General features: G+C 39.1%; 17 protein-coding genes, 1 tRNA gene and 1 pseudogene. 1 reads left to right on the top strand and 18 read right to left on the bottom strand.

All coding sequences use genetic code 11. The features are described 5' to 3' along the window. Positions 1 to 15: 15 nt before the first annotated feature. From ACFQ3S_RS08720 to ACFQ3S_RS08680, 9 genes are all read right to left on the bottom strand, one after another. Positions 16 to 1,110, bottom strand: a complete 1,095-nt coding sequence (locus tag ACFQ3S_RS08720; protein WP_377163379.1) for an ABC transporter substrate-binding protein — start codon at positions 1,108 to 1,110, stop codon at positions 16 to 18. A 338-nt stretch (positions 1,111 to 1,448) separates the two neighbouring features. After that, complete coding sequence (locus ACFQ3S_RS08715) at positions 1,449 to 2,243, bottom strand: tetratricopeptide repeat protein (RefSeq protein ID WP_377163377.1); 795 nt, start codon at positions 2,241 to 2,243, stop codon at positions 1,449 to 1,451. A gap of 608 nt (positions 2,244 to 2,851) precedes the next feature. Then, the gene (locus tag ACFQ3S_RS08710; RefSeq protein WP_377163375.1) at positions 2,852 to 3,373 is read right to left on the bottom strand and encodes a hypothetical protein; all 522 of its coding nucleotides are present in this window, start codon (positions 3,371 to 3,373) and stop codon (positions 2,852 to 2,854) included. Positions 3,374 to 3,394: 21 nt separating this feature from the next. Beyond that, positions 3,395 to 3,685 carry a hypothetical protein gene (locus ACFQ3S_RS08705; protein ID WP_377163373.1) on the bottom strand — a complete coding sequence of 97 codons (291 nt, stop codon included), beginning with the start codon at positions 3,683 to 3,685 and terminating at the stop codon, positions 3,395 to 3,397. Then, complete coding sequence (locus ACFQ3S_RS08700; protein WP_377163371.1) at positions 3,679 to 3,933, bottom strand: DUF6705 family protein; 255 nt, start codon at positions 3,931 to 3,933, stop codon at positions 3,679 to 3,681. The genes ACFQ3S_RS08705 and ACFQ3S_RS08700 overlap by 7 nt, the downstream gene beginning before the upstream one ends. Positions 3,934 to 4,503: 570 nt before the next feature. Next, complete coding sequence (locus ACFQ3S_RS08695) at positions 4,504 to 5,010, bottom strand: hypothetical protein (protein WP_377163369.1); 507 nt, start codon at positions 5,008 to 5,010, stop codon at positions 4,504 to 4,506. Beyond that, positions 4,982 to 6,121, bottom strand: a complete 1,140-nt coding sequence (locus ACFQ3S_RS08690; protein WP_377163367.1) for a hypothetical protein — start codon at positions 6,119 to 6,121, stop codon at positions 4,982 to 4,984. The genes ACFQ3S_RS08695 and ACFQ3S_RS08690 overlap by 29 nt, the downstream gene beginning before the upstream one ends. A 20-nt stretch (positions 6,122 to 6,141) precedes the next feature. After that, complete coding sequence (locus ACFQ3S_RS08685; RefSeq protein ID WP_377163365.1) at positions 6,142 to 6,453, bottom strand: hypothetical protein; 312 nt, start codon at positions 6,451 to 6,453, stop codon at positions 6,142 to 6,144. 651 nt (positions 6,454 to 7,104) lie between these two features. Continuing rightward, positions 7,105 to 7,887, bottom strand: a complete 783-nt coding sequence (locus ACFQ3S_RS08680) for a S1/P1 nuclease (RefSeq protein ID WP_377163363.1) — start codon at positions 7,885 to 7,887, stop codon at positions 7,105 to 7,107. 365 nt (positions 7,888 to 8,252) lie between these two features. On the opposite strand from ACFQ3S_RS08680, the gene ACFQ3S_RS08675 reads away from it, so the two are divergent. Beyond that, positions 8,253 to 8,325 (top strand) — tRNA-Lys (locus tag ACFQ3S_RS08675). Between the two features lie 48 nt (positions 8,326 to 8,373). Here ACFQ3S_RS08675 and ACFQ3S_RS08670 read toward each other — a convergent pair. From ACFQ3S_RS08670 to ACFQ3S_RS08630, 9 genes and pseudogenes are all read right to left on the bottom strand, one after another. Then, positions 8,374 to 8,907 (bottom strand): protein-tyrosine phosphatase family protein, encoded by a 534-nt coding sequence (locus ACFQ3S_RS08670; RefSeq protein WP_377163361.1) that lies wholly within the window; start codon positions 8,905 to 8,907, stop codon positions 8,374 to 8,376. A 5-nt stretch (positions 8,908 to 8,912) separates the two neighbouring features. After that, positions 8,913 to 9,479, bottom strand: coding sequence for a diacylglycerol/lipid kinase family protein (locus ACFQ3S_RS08665; protein ID WP_377163705.1), 567 nt, complete (start codon positions 9,477 to 9,479; stop codon positions 8,913 to 8,915). Next, a pseudogene (locus tag ACFQ3S_RS08660) lies at positions 9,453 to 9,746 on the bottom strand (diacylglycerol/lipid kinase family protein); the annotation flags it as partial. The gene ACFQ3S_RS08665 and the pseudogene ACFQ3S_RS08660, both read right to left, overlap by 27 nt. Before the next feature lie 437 nt (positions 9,747 to 10,183). Further along, positions 10,184 to 11,230, bottom strand: a complete 1,047-nt coding sequence (locus ACFQ3S_RS08655; RefSeq protein WP_377163358.1) for a family 43 glycosylhydrolase — start codon at positions 11,228 to 11,230, stop codon at positions 10,184 to 10,186. A gap of 53 nt (positions 11,231 to 11,283) precedes the next feature. Next, entirely contained in the window at positions 11,284 to 12,504 is a 1,221-nt protein-coding gene (locus tag ACFQ3S_RS08650) for a hypothetical protein (protein ID WP_377163356.1), read from the bottom strand. A gap of 486 nt (positions 12,505 to 12,990) precedes the next feature. Next, positions 12,991 to 13,302, bottom strand: a complete 312-nt coding sequence (locus ACFQ3S_RS08645) for a hypothetical protein (protein ID WP_377163354.1) — start codon at positions 13,300 to 13,302, stop codon at positions 12,991 to 12,993. 598 nt (positions 13,303 to 13,900) lie between these two features. Further along, positions 13,901 to 14,764, bottom strand: a complete 864-nt coding sequence (locus ACFQ3S_RS08640) for a transporter (protein ID WP_377163352.1) — start codon at positions 14,762 to 14,764, stop codon at positions 13,901 to 13,903. Positions 14,765 to 15,231: 467 nt separating this feature from the next. Further along, positions 15,232 to 16,701 carry an IMP dehydrogenase gene (gene guaB, locus ACFQ3S_RS08635; protein WP_377163350.1) on the bottom strand — a complete coding sequence of 490 codons (1,470 nt, stop codon included), beginning with the start codon at positions 16,699 to 16,701 and terminating at the stop codon, positions 15,232 to 15,234. A gap of 335 nt (positions 16,702 to 17,036) precedes the next feature. Next, entirely contained in the window at positions 17,037 to 18,311 is a 1,275-nt protein-coding gene (locus tag ACFQ3S_RS08630) for a M16 family metallopeptidase (protein ID WP_377163348.1), read from the bottom strand. Between the last annotated feature and the right edge of the window lie 75 nt (positions 18,312 to 18,386).

Raw genomic sequence — 18,386 nt, 5'->3', positions numbered from 1 at the left:
ATTTTAAACTGGGTACTAATTTATGTTCAAGCTTCTGACATACAGGGCATTGATTTCTTCGAGAACAATTCCCGGATCCCCTCCATATCTCATAAAATGTTGTATTGGATGGCCTGCATTGTCCTGAAATAACATATAATTAGGATATCGAGGTCTTAAAAAAGCCCTTTCCAAGGCTGGAAGTGTCGCTTTAAAAAAATCCCTACAATTGCCATTTACATGAGCATCTTCCCACGCTTTGCGATGGCCGGGCTGCCCTCCATTATCGAAATATAAACTTTGCTGACAAGTTTCCGAAGCGATGAAGCTGAGGTAATCAATTGCTTTGTCTATGTTTTTACACATAGCGGATATCGCGATTCCTGTTCCGCCTAAGGTGGTTTTTAACTTACCTGTACCAGCAAATTCGACGAGATCATGAAAGTGCAATACTTTATGTGAGTAACCCTGCCTGGAATAGTTGGAGTACCCATAAGCAAACGGGCAGTAAGCGTATTTATCCGTACTGCTCATCGCTTCATAAACTTGTATTGGATTGAACTGATAACATTCAGGATCAATCAACTGTCCTAAAGTATGAAGCGCCGTAAGCGCCTTTGTCCCGACACTCTTTGAAGCCACCTCAGTCTTTTTTGTAAACGGGTCTTCGCCAAAAGCTGAGCAAAGCATATAAAAGTTCATCAGGGTATCCAACGGTATTCCCGGCAAAACAACTAAACCCTTTGCCGCAAGACTGAGTAATTCATCAAAAGTTGTTGGGAGGCTTAATCCTTTGTCCAATAGCAAATCTTTTCTGCTTGAGGCTACCGGTGTAGCAGCGTCAATAGCAAGCGCCCACTGATGGTTATTAAAAGTATAACTCTGGAAAGAAACGCCCACAGAATGCATGGCTTGTTTGGATAAAAATTCTTCACTCAGGTACTCATCCAATGGTATCAAGGCACCAGTATGAGCCGCATAACCTGCCCAAGGGTGGTCGATGACCAGCAGGTCGAATTCACTCGCCAGATCTTCAATAGATTTATCAGCGAATTCCTGAAGGGATCTTTTGCTCCAACTTATTTCAGTTCCCGGCTTAAGCTCGTTAAATCGCTGTGCAGTGGCTACCATAGGTGTGTAACCCCTACTGTGATTCCAGGTTATGCCTTTTAATTTGAAATTAGAAATTGACATGTTTTGAATTGAACGATTACTTGAAATAATTAATAATTGGCTGTATCAATCAAGACGCAATAATAGTTATACAAAACCGGTTTTTCAAATAATTTATAAAAACGGTTGTATGTCGGATTGAACTTTATGCATACATACCTAAATCGGTATTTATAACATGTTACCTACTTTGTCATTCCATACCGATGATGGGGACAACATACGTTGGAAATTATGCCCTGACAATTTCATAAAATGAACACTATTCGGTGATAGGGATAATATTTTAGTAACCTTCAAATATTAATTTCGAACGAAGCGCTACGGCTTTTCAATAATAATTGCTTCTTGACTTGGTTTTTAATGTTGTCGATCACTGGTGACGCAATCTTGATAGGCAATCTCATAATTTTATCGCCCGTTTCAAAAAACTCGGATCTCCGACCTATTTTTGAATAGAACAAAAAGAGATTATATCGTGGAACAAAACGATTGGGAACCATATTAACAGCGAATTTATAAGCATACTCTGCTTCCTTCAGTTTTCCATTTTTATAATAACAATCGCCCAGGTGACTCCAATAGATATAATCGGTCTTCTTACGACAAAGTAATTTTAGAACGCTTTCCGCTTCACGAACATCGCATGTTGAAAGTATTTCAGCGTATTGTGCGAGATATGTTGGATCTTCTTTAAAAGTGTTAAATAAACGTTGGTAGGTATATATAGCCTCGCTTACATAGCCTGCGTTGTATAACTCACTCGCATTATCCAAACTTTTATACTTTTGATAATTCAAAAGATAGTGCCCCCATTGGACATATGATATCGCCATTAAAGCGAGCGTTCCTATGAAGAAGATTATTTTCTTCGAGTAACAGAGTGCAATTATTGTAAATAAGAATATAGTAAATCCAAATTGTACCAACGGTTTTTCGAACACATGCATAAAGAAAGCCGCAACAGCTATTGCAACCAAATGGACAATTGCAAATAGCAGTAATAAATGGCCTTTTTGTTGTTTAAGCGCCTTGGTAATTAAGACTGTGATTGCGGCAACTGCGGCTATAATCAATGACAACCCAATCAATCCCGTTTCAATTATAAATTGCCAATAATCATTAAAAGCATATTTTGTGTTGTCTGCTAATAATAACTCTTTAATGTTGTAATCTTGATTGCTAAAGTAATTTGCCTGATAGTATAAGTAAGTTACTTTAAATTTGTTAAACCCATACCATATAACCAGTTATCACGGAAAATGTGAAATGTAATCTTATATATGAACGCCCTTCCCAATGATGAGTCAGTATTCACAAAAAATATCGCTGTTATTAAACTCAATACAAAGACAGCTCCCCCTAGGCAAAGGATTCTGAATCGGTTGTTTAACTCACCTAAGTAGATAACAATCCATGCTGCCATTAAATAGCCTATGCAAAATGCCCTACTACCTAAGCAAGAAGATATGCCTAAACATACTATAGCATATGCAAGCATAAGTTTGTTATTAAAATTTAAGCTAACACCGAATTCCAAGCTAAGCAATGGATGATTAAATGGTCTAAACCTTTTGGAACGCCAAACTTCCAGTAGCTTGAATTTATGCTTTAAGCGTTTAATAAACCGCAAGAGATAATAGCTGTTAGACATTGTTTACTTTTAACTTGAATTCTAAAGGCTATTTTTCTTAATTGGTTACTCCGGCTTCAGAATAATGTAGATAATTTGTTTTTTATAATCCACCCTTAGAGATTCTACCGCTTGTGTACTCACATAAAGATTTCTTTTATGTACAGGTTTACTATTGTTAACACTCACAAGCAAATTATTATGATCTCCATTAAAATGATAATATTCAAGTAATTGTGTAAGATTTAATACTTTTATTTCGGGCTTAAAGGTCACCTCTGCACCAGCAAATGCACGAACTGTCTTATATTGTTCTGCAAATTCCTTTTTTGTTAAAAGCTTTACCGATTCACAATCGTTAGATGTCAAAATCAGATTGTGGGTAATCACTTTTTGACCTGTTGATGTTTTAAAGATGAATGCGACAGTTTTAATGCTGTCTTCTTGATCATCCTTGATAATTTGACCATTGCAAATATTGTTATAAAGTAACAAGCTTAAAACAATTAATATATAGCTCACCTTAAAAATAACAATATTTAATCTTTTATAACATCCCGAAGAAATCACAAAACGAATGTAAGTCAAGTAGTTTGTGTAATTATAGATTTAATGGACAGATGTATATTGCCTTTTAAGCGTTAGATTATTTAAAAATTCAAGTTTTGGATCTTTTCGTGTGAATTCACCTCTTTCGGTAGTATTTACGGTAAGTACAAGCGTATTTTTATCAATGAGCTTAGCATTAAACAAGGTTCTCACAAATATTTCATTCCCGGTAAATGTTAAAATAATTTGATTTTTGTCATTTTTATACACTTGAGCATGAATATTTTTTTGTAATAGGGTATTAAAAAGTTCTTGTCTGTTTTTAATGAATTGAAAACCACCAACTAACATCTCAAATAAAAGGGGATGCTTACCAAAATTGATTTTTTTTTTTCCAATTTAATAGTTAACTGGCTTTGAGCATCTTGAAAAACCCATGTACCAACAAATTTACTGAAGTGCCTGTTAGAAATCACCGTACCTGCTCTTGGTAGTTTATCAACGTTTAAACTTTCTGCATCTATCGTATCTCTATCTTGGGCTGATGCCAGAGTACCAGATAGGCAAAATGCAAATAGTACTATCGCTAATTTTTTCATAGTTATTTTCATTATTTATTTAAGGTTATGGACAGTTTGTATAGGTGGGTGTTCCGTCATCGTTTCCAACTGTTTTCGAAATAGGGTTAGTTGTCCCAACGTTTTTCATTAAGTTAGGCCCTTACCCCTGACTGAGCTTCCAGTAATTGTACTAAGTGCGCTTCGTTTCGAGCAGCAGTATTGTTTTTATTTATGTAAACATTGTAAAATAGTCAAAAAGGATTGAGATTGGATTGGATTGTCGGCGTTAAAATTGTTATTCTTAAACGTTTCAAACTTTGTAATATCATTAATAGATAATAGATAAGACCCAAATGCGGTTACCAGCGCAAAAGTATAATTTGCCTTATCAGCAGGGTTCGCTGCGGAAATGTCATCGTTATGAGCCCTGTACAATGTATTAACTTCCAACTGAATGGGCCCTGTACAGGATGTTAACTCAAGCCGGCGCCAAACTTTGCAATACTACTCACACATGGCCATGTTATCACCGTATCAATGAAATTAGACTGTTATGTAAGAGTGGTACAGTAATGATAAAGACCGCAATCCTAAAATTTTTAGATACGGTTAATTTATATTATCATACACCGTAATTATCATAGGTTCCAAATTGTAAGTAAGTCCTTTATATGGTTCTCCATCATAGTAATGGTAATACTTAATCATATCATTAAAAGTATCAAAGCCATGCGGACAGCGGTCTGAATTTAATAGATAAGCTAAAGGAAACACAATTCCGCAACTTTTGAGTTTCTTATCATGAATTAATTTTTCAATTTCCTTTAGCGTAAAGCTACTCCTTGCAGCAGCTAACGCCCTTTTAAGTAGTTCCGGAGCACTATCAGACAAACGAATGGTTGTAATTTTACCTTTGTTAGAAACCTGAAGTAACAGGTTGGTATAAGTAACGACACAATTATCGCTGAGTTCCGATGGGTATTTTAAGTTTTTAAATATACTTTTAGTAAAAAGTTTGTAATCTTGTGCTTTGGCCGTTTGTAATGAAAAAGCTATTGTTAAAGTTAAGATCGTTAAAAATATGTGCCTAATGGCACCTTGTACCTTTGTTTCCATTATGATCTAAATAGGCTTGATTAATTAATAAAATATTATTTGCTTTTGTTGGATTGCTGCTAACTAAATCCGTCCAGGCTGCAGTTTTGGATAAGCCTCCCCACGCTAATGCTTCCGCATTATCAGGTAACATTGAAGGAAACATACTCAGTAAATCATTCTTCATGTAATTGACATAATTTACAGCCATATTTTGATGTTGTTCAAAAGTAGGTAATGACCCCATCCATGTAATATATGCATGGATTGTCTCATGCATAACTACAGCAGCAGTGAATTCTTTGGAGGCTGTTGGCAAGAGATTTTGATTTAAACCAATTGAAGCATGGAAACTATGTCCGCTACCATACACATTCATTGTTTTCCCAGATATACTGTCCTGTAAGTTTGCGTCAATGAATTCAAGGTTGATGTCGTCTTGAACACCACCAAACAAAGAATTAGCAATTTGGGAAGTAAAAGTAGTTAAACCAGCGTTTATGACAGCATTGACCCCATTATGAACACAAGAGTCTGTTATGTTGTTGTTGATGATCTGAGAATTTTCATTTAGAGGTGGATTTTCATCGCATATTCCATAATCCCTACATGGGTCAGGTTGAGGATCTTCTTCCGGATCGCAATTTATGCCATAATCAATGCATGAATCACCCGTTAAACCATCGTCACACATAATAGGTGTGTTTATATAATACATTATATAAGGGGTACAATTGTTGTCGCCAGTCTCGCCTGCATCAATACACGCATAACCGTATACGGGTTCGCTATCAACGCCGCACTGATACAGACCATTGGATTTCTTTATTCCACCCGAACTGCGGTTAACGAACGCCTCATAGCTCTCGACTTGCATGCCTTTAAAACCAATCCGTTTTACGATCTTATGATTTTTGATCACAAGGAGATAAAGTGGCTGGCCATTGGCATCGCTGAATTGCAGGGTACCGTCAAAGTTAGGGTCAAGCTTATTTAACTGATTGCTACTGATATCGCCGTGATGCAGGCGTAGGTAATTAAGAGCAGGTATGTAGGTTAATATCTTTTGTTTGATTTTACCTGTGACTTTGCTTTTATAAATCAGAATCCTATTAATGGTGCCCTTAAACACTTCTACTTCTTGTTCCGCTGTTAACTTACGGCCATAATTATAAACAAGTTTGAACGCTGCTCATAAACCAACGGCGCTTCTACAAACCAAGCCCTGCGGGTCGATGCAGAATAGCCCTTTCTGAATATGACATGCTTCGTGTTATTCTTCTTTATCGACATCACTGAAGCTGATACCCGGTCGGTTACCGCATTGGATTGCTCTTTTAAAGATTCGAGGTAGAACTTCTTGGCACCAGCAAGATCAAGTGCGGTATTTGGGTCGGTAAGCGTGATAACATCTCCATCATAGGATACTTTATGGCAGGAGTAAAGCAAGAGAGCCCCAACCATTAAGCACACAAGCCACCGAAATTTAAGTATTTGTCTTTTCATATTGTTCTAAGGTCTTGAAGAACAATGATACAAATATAAAACCCGGTTTTTCAAATAGTCTCCCTAATTGGAGATCCCGCATGGGTTGACCATACCATTCCGTAGGATTTAGACCACCGATTTGTGTAATCTGATTTTCAATTTAATTTCATTCAGTCAATAAATTAGCCTGGTCAAAGTGTTGTGGAATCGATTTATTACATTCCCAGATTGAGGTGGTCAATGGCCTCGGAATTTCCACGTTCTGTCAAATGAGGTGACCCTGACTTACCATTTAGGCAGCAATTTATTAAATAGAAGCGTCTTGTAATCCAATAAGCACGATGCCAAAGGAACCGTCTTATGACTCATGGGGCGGTTCTTTTGTTTACAGCTAACTTTCTGAAGATACTTTCTTAGAACTGTTATGATACCCGCCACGGATCCCGTTCATGCTATTCAATTGTCTCCTCAGATCAGGTAAGTAGATAAGAAGTGGCAAGTGTGTCCTAAGGGTGCCAGAATGCTGCATATTTATAAATGGTGAAAACAACCGCTCGGGATCATGTAAGTATGCCATGCGCAGACTTCAATTTATTCTCTGATAAGGAAAAAGCAACTTCTAAACTTTTACTTAAAGAGTTCGTTAAGGGTACCTGCGAGGCGGATACCAGCCATTTCAATACGCTGATGAACTACCGGGATGTTTGCTTCGTAGTAGGCGTCACCGGGTTTTCTGCCGTTTTTCTCCATATCATCATATATATTGCTGGCTATCTGGTAACTTTCGAAGACCCATTTCATAGGGCTTTCGCTTTGCCATTGTTTGATTCGTGAGGGTGTGGCGATATCGTAGTCTTTCGCCATTTGGTCAAAGGTCTTACCTTCCTTATTGATGAGGCCGCTGTCCCAAAGGCTGTGCAGATTGGAGCCTTTGCCGTTGAACTGGATCTGAAAATCGTTGCCCCCTCTGTCGCTTGCTTTGCTTAGGTGCATAGGCTGGTGACAATCGCCGATAAAATGAACGAGAAATTTAAGCGCAATGGCTTTTTGCGCGGTAGTGGTTGTAGGATTTTTGATATCCCGTTCACATTTCAGGATAGCGCCGTAAACATTATTGCTATCGAGGGTGTTGACATGAGCGGTGAAATCTTGGTAATTCATGCCAAGCGTGAATTCCAGGTAATGCCAAGGCCCAGTATATTTATAGGCGGGTGTCGAACGTGCCTGGTCAGCCCAGGAAGCGATATCTGCGATAGCGGTATCACCGATGAGGTTGCGGATACCGGCTTTAGCCTGTGGTGTCAGATGTCTTTCAGCAATGGTGCCAATGGTCCTGTGACCTACTCCTCCCCAGGAAATCAGGGCGGCAGCTATGGCAATAAATAATCCAGTGAACACATTTTTCTTCATAGGGTAAAAGTAGCAGCCTAATGTTATATTAGTGTTAACAATATAATTTGAATGCTAATGCTGGCAAAGAAAACCTTTATTGTGCATGGTACAAAGATGAGACATAAGCTATGCAAAAAGTTGCAGCAAATACAAGATATATGGAAAATATTATTCCTTAGAAAGAAAAGCTTTTAGCGCTAAAAGCCGGTCGAAATATATATCAAAAATAGGATAAAACGTCTGTCACGTTACAAAAAGCGTCACAAATACGTCACGAAGATTTTTTGGGCAATAATTTAATAGTGTATGAATAGATAAAATAATTTGTAAATTAGCCCAAGATAATCCACAAACGACGTTTTTTGATAAATTATGTACTGTATGACTTCTTAGCTCAGCCGGTAGAGCAACTGACTCTTAATCAGTGGGTCCGGAGTTCGATCCTCCGAGGGGTCACCTTTAAACGGGACAATAGCAGCTAAAGATGCTTTGTCCCGTTTTGTATTACCCATGGTTCCGATAATAATTTTCCAGTTCTTTTAAACGGCTAAGCTGCCCGGAGCGTGGATTAATAAAAGAACGGGACTTTTTTATCAACGTTATAGCATCTTCTACAGTTAAGCCTGTTTTTAGTAAATAAGCAATGGCCATGGTAGGTCCGCGGCCTAATCCCTGACGGCAATGAATGTACACTTTACCGCCGCTTTTAATTTCAGCATCTGCAAAATCTGCACCTCTGATTAGTACGTCCATGGGTGGTGGTGTGTTATCGGGTGTTGCCAGGTGCAAGTATTTAAACCCTTCATACTGCGACCTGGTATAAACTGAATGCATACGCATGTTAATAATGGCTGTAATAGCAAGCGCTTTCATTTTTCGTAAACCTACCCGGTTATACTGGCTGCCTAAAAACAGGTTTGCCGTAATTTGACAACGTTTAAGGCGCGGCATACCAAAAGTCACCCTGTACAGGTTATCGTAATTGTACTGTAAAAACAGTTCGCCCAATTTAAACAGGCTTTTAATTTTTTTCAGCATATTGTTTATTGAACTTCAGCGGGCACTAATATTTTAATTGAACCAGGAGCAACTTCAATATTTAATTTATCAGCCCTCATTTCTATATCATCACAAATAAAAGCTTGTTCACTGTCCATACTAATTACTACTTTTTTAACCTTCCAATGCTGCAAAGCCTCGGTGTTTTGTTGTAAAAGTGTACTGCCTGCAATTTTTAAAATGGATGTTAAACTGTTGTCTTTCATCAATATCACATCCAGCAAGCCATCTGTAATACTTATACCGGGCTGTAAAGTAAAATCGCCAACACCCATGTTACCCGAATTGGTTACGGTTAAAGATACTCCCTGCGCTATTAACTCTTCTCCATCCAATGTTAAAGAGTATCTGATACTTTCGGCATGGGCAACAGCCTTTAAAGCCGTAATTCCGTAAGCCAACTGCCCAATATTGTTCTTCATATCGCGGTCGGCATCGGTAACCATAGCAGCCATAATACCCAGGTTAACCCGCAGTAAAAATGGCGTACTGTTTACTATGCCCATATCCACATTAATTACCTGGTGATCGTTACTGGCGAGCAACTCCAGCGCTTCCCGTGTATCTAAGGGTATATTTAACTCTTTTGCCATTACATTAGCTGTACCACCCGGAATAATAGCTATTGGCGTATCGGTATTACATAGTGCCGAAGCTACCTCCGTCACACATCCATCACCTCCGTAAATAGCTACCAAATCTGTATTACCAACCAATTTTCGGGCAACATCCTGGGCTCCTACATTTTTTTTGGTTATAGTTATATCCCAATTTGTATGGCTTGCCGCCATAGCTTTGTTAATGTAAGATAAAACAGGCTCTTCTTTTCCGCTGGCAGGTTAACAATAAAATGGATGTGTTTGAACATAATTCACAATACTTTTAGTAAGGAACACCGGCCTGTAATATTAGTTTAGCAATAAGCTTATATTCATAAACATAGATAATTTTATTTTTATATTTTGCTACACGAGCTCCAATTTGACGAACATCAGATCACGAAACATAACGATATAAAAGACCTGAATATTGTTTTTAGCGATCGCGATGAAATGATGCAGAAGTCACAGGCTGTAAATGTCTAAGAAAGTTGGTTTAAGAGAATACCAACGCCTATTACAAATAACTTTCCTGTTACTACCTGGAAAAGTGTCAGCCAGTTGCATATCTATCATTTAATAATTAATTGCAATAGTTTACCTAAACCAAAAAAAACAGGATGTGCTATAAACTTAGTACACTCCGCTTTTTATTTTTATTTAGTCGAAACCAGTTTTGGCCAGCCTTTTATCCAACTGAGCTTATCTATCTTTAACTTAGAAATTCCCTTATCGGCGGCATCGTAACCGTGATACACTATATAATTGGTGCCGTTAAAAGTGCAAACGGCATTATGCCCTACACCATACCAATCCCTATCACCAGCTAACAAAATTGAACCTCCGCCATAGGCCATCTTTTTCCCATCTTTATCGGCATAGGGTCCTAATAGCTTTTTAGAACGGCCAACCAGCATTTTGTAAGTACTTTTTGGCCCTTTGCAACAATAATCAACCGATACGAAAAGATAATAATAACTTCCTTTTTTAAAGATGAACGGTGCTTCAATGGCATTACCACCGGCACTTGGCGGATTATCTTCTACAGCGGCAGGATTTACTTTTGCGGCCGGGTCGGCAATGCGGCTGGCTATAGTTAGAAGGTTATCGGTTGTTTGGGCCAGGCTTATTCTATCAGTATTCAACTTTACTATTTTCAAACCTCCCCAAAAAGAGCCAAAAGCTAAATAGGGCGTACCATCTTTATCGGTTATTAAATTAGGGTCAATGGCGTTCCAGTTAGTTTTTCCGGGAATGGATTGAATGAGTTTGCCATAATCTGTCCAACTGTAATCCGGGCTTGCGGTATCGAAAGTTTTAGTGGTGGCTACACCAATGCAAGAGGTGTTTTTACCGAAAACTGATACGGAATAGTACAAGTAATACAATCCATTATGGTAAGAAATATCGGGAGCCCAAATATGGCCCTTAAAACCCGGAACTGATTCAACAGCCCATTGCGGCGGCTCGGCAAACACGGGTTTTTCGGCTTTCCAATGTACCATATCGGTCGAACTCCAGGAGGTTATTCCCCTGCCCGTACAATAAAGGTGATAAACAGAATCCTGCCTGATCATCACCGGGTCATGTACCGAAATATTAGTTCTTAACTCCTGTGAATTTATTGCACTTTTGGTTTGTGCTCCGGCATTAAATGAAACGAATGCAGCGAAAATAGTTAAAGCGTATAGCCTGATTATCATACCCTAAAGTAACACATCCCGGTTATTATTATGCAGAATATTTATGAATAAATTTACCTGATACCGTATAACTTTATAGCAGGCTGATATTGATATACCACTTGGTAAGGTATATTTTTCAGCTTACTGGATACCTGTCCTATGCGCAGATCTTCGGGTTGCAATGTAGGTTCACATACCGAATAAACTTTGCCATTGTACACTATGGTTTCGCCTTCAGGCTTATCAAACTGTACCGCTATGGTAATATGTGTAGGATATAATAAGGCTATCATCGGCACATCGTATATCTCTTTAACCAGGTAAAAAAATAAACCTGCACGGTCATCACAATCACTATAGTTTGAAAATAGTGTTTCGCCCGGCGACATCCGCTTTTCTTTACCATAATTAACTACATCGTCTTCATACAAAAAAGCATAGCGGGTAAAACGCATCAGGTAATCTACGCCCTTCTTCTGATCCATTTTTTTAACGTTTCTGCGTAGAAGTGGTATTAGTGATCCATAAGTTTCTTTAGTTAAGGGGATATTGAAATATGACTTGAAATCTACGCCCGGATAATTGATAAATATATTTTCCACATCGTGGCTCAACTTTATATTAAAGTGGTAGGTTTTATGATCGTAAACAAAAGCCAGTTGCTTATCAAAATAATTAGCAGGTTTAAAATCGGGCATGCGGGTTACCTCGTATGAAAATGCACGATTTGCATTAAAAACCTTAATATTTACCGGGCTTGGCAGCTCCTGGTGAAGATCGGTGTTAGGATAGTCATGGTAATTTAAGCACATGAACTTTTTACCGTCTACCATAAAAAATGGAATATCGCTGATATCCTCATTATTGTAAATATAGAAAATAACTTTACGTTTAGATAAAGCCAGCCTGGCATCATAACCCGATTTTGCCAGCAAAAACCACTTGTACAAGGTGTACCTCGCATAGTTATCTGCCTTATGACTTATTTGCTGGGCAACACGACGAACAAGTTGGTAATACAGCCAGTCATTTAAATGATGTTCTTTTTGGTATGCCAGTAACGAATCCACCAGCGGCTGATAGTGGCCCGTGTCCACTTTTTTATAAAAAGCCCTAATAGCTTCCTCAGAAACATTCGTATCGAGATTAACCAAGATGGAGGAATCGGCACATGCCCGGAATGGGTCATTGTAGAGCTCTAAATTAACAGGCAATCCCCTCCCCTGCCCGTATGTAATAGTAATTATACAGGTATATAACAGAGGAAGTAAATTTTTTAACAGCCTGAGCATAGGCTAATAATTGGTTACATTAAAGATACATTATTTTAATGTATTATTAACGTAATAATAGAAAATTTTATTTCTGTAATGTGTGCATCAACTAACATTTCTATCCATCATATTTTGTTACACCTTAATACTTTTGTATTATTGGTGCCACTCTTAATGATGCCGTTATCTCAGTTATTTGATCAATTAAATGAAACTGGTCCGTTTCCATAACAGCCTGCAAAGCGTTATTATAGTTTGGCCGGTATAGTTTTCCTTATTAATAGCCGATGTAGGCTCATCCCAATTATCCTGCATAAAAGGCAAATTTTACGCCTGAAATGAACTGGTTGAAGAGGTTTGAGATAACTTGATTTTGAAGAGCAAATAAACTGACTATATCGAAGCCATACCACCAGTATTCAACAGTAAAATTAACTCAATACTCTTAGCCCTTAGTATCTTAGGTATTAAATTAAACTTGAGAGCACTATTAAGTTTGTGCTATTACAATAAAACAGTTTCTTTTTTAGCTTTTGGGGCTTTGGTTTTTAATACAGGTTCGGTCTCATTTATAGCTTCTGGTTGTTTCACTTCTTCGCTAACTTCTGCAAATACGGTAGTATCAAACTTTAATACTTTGGCCACTTTTTTAGCCAGTTGCTTGGCACCTTTATTAATTTCTTTTTCTACACTTTTGGTATTAGGTGCCAAATTAGTAGTTAGTTCTTTAACTTGAATAATTACGCTTTGTTCAATATCTTTTTTTGCTGACTTACGGGCTTCTTTAACCAGTAATTTAAGTTTACTTTTCTTCATGTGTTGTTTTGTATCTGATTGTAGAACAAAGATATGTTACGTAACGATTAATCCAATGTTATCATTATGTTAAGTAATTTCGATTTTGTGTATAAATCTGGGCTATTTATTTGACAGATGTATATCTATAATGCTACTTACTGTTTTTCCACTTTGTTAAATACCAATACAGCACACACCCCAAACACAACATGTGCCAATACCAATTGCTTATAATAATTTTCAAGGTCTACTCCCGGTGGATTAGGGTGCGCTTTAAATGTAATATGCCAGATGAATGCTCCGCCAACTCCGCTAAAGCTCCATATAGTGCACCATTTAAGAGGGTGGGTTTGGTTTTAGTTTTTTTAAGGTAATTATATAAACCGCTGCAAATACCTGTTCTACTACATAATGCCCCGCATACTCCGCCAAGCGCTATTCTGATCTATTTAGTATCGTTATCCGATTCAGCAATTCGCCTAAAATTTCGGCCTCATTATAATTACTTTCCTCCACTTTCAATAGCACTTTGCTAAATAGAGTCATAAACATAGTACCTTTTATACCTGCTTTCAGTACTGCTTTATTGGTGCTCATGATTATTTAATTGCAATGGTCAATATCTGAAGGCAATACCTAAAAAGAAATCTTTATGTGCCGTTTTTTGCAAACCATAATTTATACCTGCATCTATCTTAACATCGTGGTACACTTCATACTCCAATGCAGCGTCAAAAAAGTTTTGTATTTGGTGGTCTTTAAAGTTATAGCTATAATAAGTTTCACCAAACACCTCCAACTTTTTAAAAAAAACATGGCTGATGACTACCGATTGCAACAACTCGGCATGCCGGGCGTTTGTATTATCGTCTTTCAGGTAATCGCCTTCAACCTGCAAGCCTATCTTCCAATCGTGCGGTAGCTTAACCAACATAGGTACAATAAGCCCCTCTTCATATATTTTATTATCAGAGAAGCTATTAGTAGGAAGCTTTACATAAGGCATTAACGCTATACTAAAAACACCTGTGTAATTATTATATAAGCACTGCTTTAAACGTAATGTAATATCACCGAAACCCGATGCCTCCTGCTTTTCATTAGTAAGAAGATCGCGATTTATTTCTTTTCCGTAACTCTGTAAAATAGCTTGAAACTCCGTATTTTTTGATATTCCTAATTTGAAATTAGCCTGGTTTACAAGCCAACGGCGCTGGCGGCTATCATCGCTTGTTTCACGCTGGTTTTTATAAAGATCGGCTTCGTATTGAAAGTGCCCCGCATCAACGGTATGCGGTGATTCAGTAATACTCGGCCTGTCGGTTTCCATATCTTCGCGCATTAAATTACGTGGAATTGGCTTCAATACAGTCCATTTTGTCCGGCTGGTGTCCTGGGCTTGTGCGCAGGTAAGGGCTATAATATTTAGGAACAAGCCGTAAAAAGTTATTTGAAATATGTGTTTAGTATAAACGCGCATTTGTAGACTATTAATTACCAGTTGTATTGATATTTAGTACAGCAACTTAAAAAATCGTAAAGTGTTTTTATTCCGGGTAGTTGTAAAAAAATATATGAATGGAGATAACAATAACAGGTTTGGAGATAAAATACTATTTACCTTTACCCAAACAAGAGCGGTGTGATTATGGGTATGCCCCATATCTGTTATAATAACAATAACCTGCATATGCCGGATGTAAGCCCTATGATAATAACAAAAGCCGACCAGCCTTATTTTCAATGAAATTTTAATTCATACCCGCAGAAATAGGAGGTATAAAATATCATTATCCATTCCGGCTAATCATCAGGCGAACGGCTTCATTTTCAGTAAACTATTTTTATGCAATAACAGTTGTAAAACTGTATTGTGATTGCGGTTTTCTGTAATTACTTTCATAGTGGTTGTTAAGCTATCAAAATAATAACTTTATCAACCAATAATTAACGGCTGTAATTCGGTGCTTCTTTAGTGATGGTAATATCATGCGGGTGCGATTCGCGGATACCGGCCGAGGTTATGCGTACAAACTTAGCCTTTTGCAAGGTTTCAATATCTTTAGCACCGCAGTAACCCATACTGGCTTTTAAACCACCTACAAATTGATAAGTAATTTCGGCCAGAGTACCTTTCAGCGGTACGCGGCCCACGATACCTTCGGGAACCAGTTTTTTAATATCATCTTCCGCATCCTGAAAATAGCGATCCTTCGAACCGGTCTCCATGGCTTCGATAGAACCCATACCTCGGTATGATTTAAAGCGACGACCTTCATATATAATCGTTTCGCCCGGCGATTCCTCCACCCCGGCAAACAACGAACCTGCCATGATAGAACTTGCACCGGCTGCTATGGCCTTGGCAATATCGCCCGTGTGTTTAATACCACCATCAGCAATAACCGGTATGCCGGTACCTTCCAAAGCTTTGGCACACTCGTAAACAGCATATAATTGCGGTACACCCACACCGGCAATAATACGGGTGGTGCAAATACTACCCGGACCAATACCCACTTTAACGGCATCGGCACCAGCTTCGGCCAGCGCACGGGCGGCATCGGCAGTAGCAATGTTTCCGGCTATTACCTGCAGATCGGGGTATTTGGCTTTTACCGCTTTCAGTTGATTAATCACTCCTTTTGAATGACCATGCGCTGTATCAATGGCAATTACATCAACACCGGCCTTTACCAGGGCATCTACACGCTCCATGGTATCGGCAGTTACGCCAACAGCAGCGCCTACCCTCAGCCGGCCATGCTCGTCTTTACAGGCAATAGGGTAGTTTTTAAACTTTTGAATATCTTTAAAAGTGATCAGTCCGCAAAGGCGACCGTCATTATCAACAACCGGCAGCTTCTCAATTTTGTGATTTTGCAGTATCTCTTCGGCCTGGGTAAGGCTGGTTTTTAGCGGGGCGGTAATAAGGTTTTCGGTAGTCATTACCTCACGTACCGGCTTATCCATAATTTTCTGGAAGCGCAAGTCGCGGTTGGTCACAATACCTTTCAGCTTACGGTCGGCATCAATTACCGGGATACCACCAATGCGGTACTCGCGCATAATTTTAATAGCATCGGCCACTATAGCGTTTTCATCCAGCGTAACCGGGTCTTGTATCATGCCGCTTTCCGAGCGTTTTACTTTACGCACCTCGTCAGCCTGACCTTGAATGCTCATGTTTTTGTGCAGCATGCCTAAACCACCAGCTTGTGCAATAGCTATAGCCAAAGCCGATTCGGTCACGGTATCCATAGCGGCCGAAACAATAGGAATGTTCAGTTTGATTTTTTTGGTGAGATACGAACTCGTATCAACTTCGCGCGGTAAAACTTCAGAGTAAGCCGGTAAAAGCAGTACATCATCGTACGTTAAACCTTCGGCAACAAATTTGGAGGGGTCGAGCTGCATGGCAAATAATTATGGTTATTTGCCGGGCAAAGGTAAGGTTAAATGTGCAGATGTGCAAATGAGAGAATTTGCAGGTGGTTGAAATGACAATTGAATGTGGAAGATTTTTGAAGTGAAATTTAGAAAAATTCAGGATTAACGGAATTACTTGAAAATAGCCTGAAAAATAATGTCATTGCGAGCGATAGTCTGGTAATACCGTCGTATGTACATTTAAACGCGATGGGATTGCCACATCGCTACACTATTCCTATGACAGGGTTTTTAAGTTTCGAAACTCAGGATCAATAATATGGCTCTCAATTCCAAATTTGAACATTCGAATTTCTATATCCCTAATACTTCCCTACAATCACTTTATAAAAGCTCTCAAAATCCCAGTAGCGGTTAGCCAATTGCAGCAAGTCTTCGGCGGTAACAGATTTAATAATGTTGGTATAGCGGGTATAGTAATCGTAATTTAAACCGGCAAAATGAATGATCTTGAATTTATCAGCATGCGAAAACACATTCTCTAAACTACCCAGCAGGCTGCCCAGCATGTAGTTGCGCACCAAGGATAGTTCTTCTTCGGTGATCAGTTCGGTTTTCAACAGGTTAATCTCTTTTTCAATTTCGGCTACGGCGTTGCGGCAAACATCGGCACCAACTTCAGTAGCTATAAAAAAGGCACCGGCATGTTTAAGCGATGAAATACCCGAGCCAATGCCGTAAGTATAACCTTTATCTTCCCTAATATTAGTCATTAAACGCGACCCGAAGTAACCGCCCAATACGGTGTTTAAAACCTGCAAGGCCGGAAAATCGGGGTGAGTACGGTTAACCATAGGCAAGCCCATACGAATGGCCGATTGTAAGGCTTCAGGCTTCTCGGTGAAGTAAAAACGTTCGTTTAAAGGCTCAATAGCCGATTGTGTTGTATTGGCCGCCTTGCCCGTATTTGTCCAGCTATCGAATGCTCCGGTTATTTGCTGCAAAGTAGCTTCGTCGACCTTACCGGCAATGATTAGGGTACAGTTCGACGGCTGGTACATTTGTTTGAAATGAGCCAGCAGATCTTCGCGCTGTAACTGCTGGTAATCGGCAGCCTCACCCGATTGGCCGTAAATACTGTGACCATAAACCACTTTGTTAAACGCACGGCGGGCCAGCACATCGTTCTTTTGCAAACTTACCTGTAATTTTTGCTGCTGGTTACGGATGAACGTTTCCAGTTCCTTTTCTGGAAACTGGCTATCAGTTAAAATATCCAGTATCACCGGTAGCGTATTGCCCAGGTGGCGGGTAAGGCTGTATAGCGTAACGTTCGATTGATCGTACCCGTATTCGGCTTGTAAAAAAGCGCCGTAGTAATCTATCCGGTCGGCTATCTGGCTGGAGGTCAGCGTTGACGTACCCTCGGTAATCATGGTGTTTGCCGCCATGTTAAGCAACGGTTTATTGGCATCAAAACGTAGGTTACCAAAAATCCACTCCATGCGCACCAGTTCCTGGTCGCCGCTGTTAAACCAGTACACCCGGCAGCCGTTAGGCAGCACGGTATGGCCGGGTTCAATTAGTTTTATATTATCAATAGACCCAAATTCGGGTGCAATAGTTCTGTTTAACATGTTACTTATTAACGGTGTCATATCGAGTAGCCCCACCTAAATCCTCCCCGGGAGGGAGGACTTTAAATTGTTGTT

Origin of the sequence: Mucilaginibacter terrae (assembly GCF_042679325.1) — a bacterium.
GTDB lineage: Bacteria > Bacteroidota > Bacteroidia > Sphingobacteriales > Sphingobacteriaceae > Mucilaginibacter > Mucilaginibacter terrae.
This window is presented reverse-complemented; position numbering and strand designations above follow the sequence as displayed.

What these genes read in the sequence shown, in the direction of transcription:
- ACFQ3S_RS08720 (WP_377163379.1), bottom strand. Translation starts at nt 1,110, where the DNA reads ATGGTAGCCACTGCACAGCGATTTAACGAGCTTAAGCCGGGAACTGAA.
- ACFQ3S_RS08705 (WP_377163373.1), bottom strand. Translation starts at nt 3,685, where the DNA reads ATGTTAGTTGGTGGTTTTCAATTCATTAAAAACAGACAAGAACTTTTT.
- ACFQ3S_RS08700 (WP_377163371.1), bottom strand. Translation starts at nt 3,933, where the DNA reads ATGAAAAAATTAGCGATAGTACTATTTGCATTTTGCCTATCTGGTACT.
- ACFQ3S_RS08695 (WP_377163369.1), bottom strand. Translation starts at nt 5,010, where the DNA reads ATGGAAACAAAGGTACAAGGTGCCATTAGGCACATATTTTTAACGATC.
- ACFQ3S_RS08685 (WP_377163365.1), bottom strand. Translation starts at nt 6,453, where the DNA reads ATGGTTGGGGCTCTCTTGCTTTACTCCTGCCATAAAGTATCCTATGAT.
- ACFQ3S_RS08680 (WP_377163363.1), bottom strand. Translation starts at nt 7,887, where the DNA reads ATGAAGAAAAATGTGTTCACTGGATTATTTATTGCCATAGCTGCCGCC.
- ACFQ3S_RS08670 (WP_377163361.1), bottom strand. Translation starts at nt 8,907, where the DNA reads ATGCTGAAAAAAATTAAAAGCCTGTTTAAATTGGGCGAACTGTTTTTA.
- ACFQ3S_RS08655 (WP_377163358.1), bottom strand. Translation starts at nt 11,230, where the DNA reads ATGATAATCAGGCTATACGCTTTAACTATTTTCGCTGCATTCGTTTCA.
- ACFQ3S_RS08650 (WP_377163356.1), bottom strand. Translation starts at nt 12,504, where the DNA reads ATGCTCAGGCTGTTAAAAAATTTACTTCCTCTGTTATATACCTGTATA.
- ACFQ3S_RS08645 (WP_377163354.1), bottom strand. Translation starts at nt 13,302, where the DNA reads ATGAAGAAAAGTAAACTTAAATTACTGGTTAAAGAAGCCCGTAAGTCA.
- ACFQ3S_RS08640 (WP_377163352.1), bottom strand. Translation starts at nt 14,764, where the DNA reads ATGCGCGTTTATACTAAACACATATTTCAAATAACTTTTTACGGCTTG.
- guaB (WP_377163350.1), bottom strand. Translation starts at nt 16,701, where the DNA reads ATGCAGCTCGACCCCTCCAAATTTGTTGCCGAAGGTTTAACGTACGAT.
- ACFQ3S_RS08630 (WP_377163348.1), bottom strand. Translation starts at nt 18,311, where the DNA reads ATGTTAAACAGAACTATTGCACCCGAATTTGGGTCTATTGATAATATA.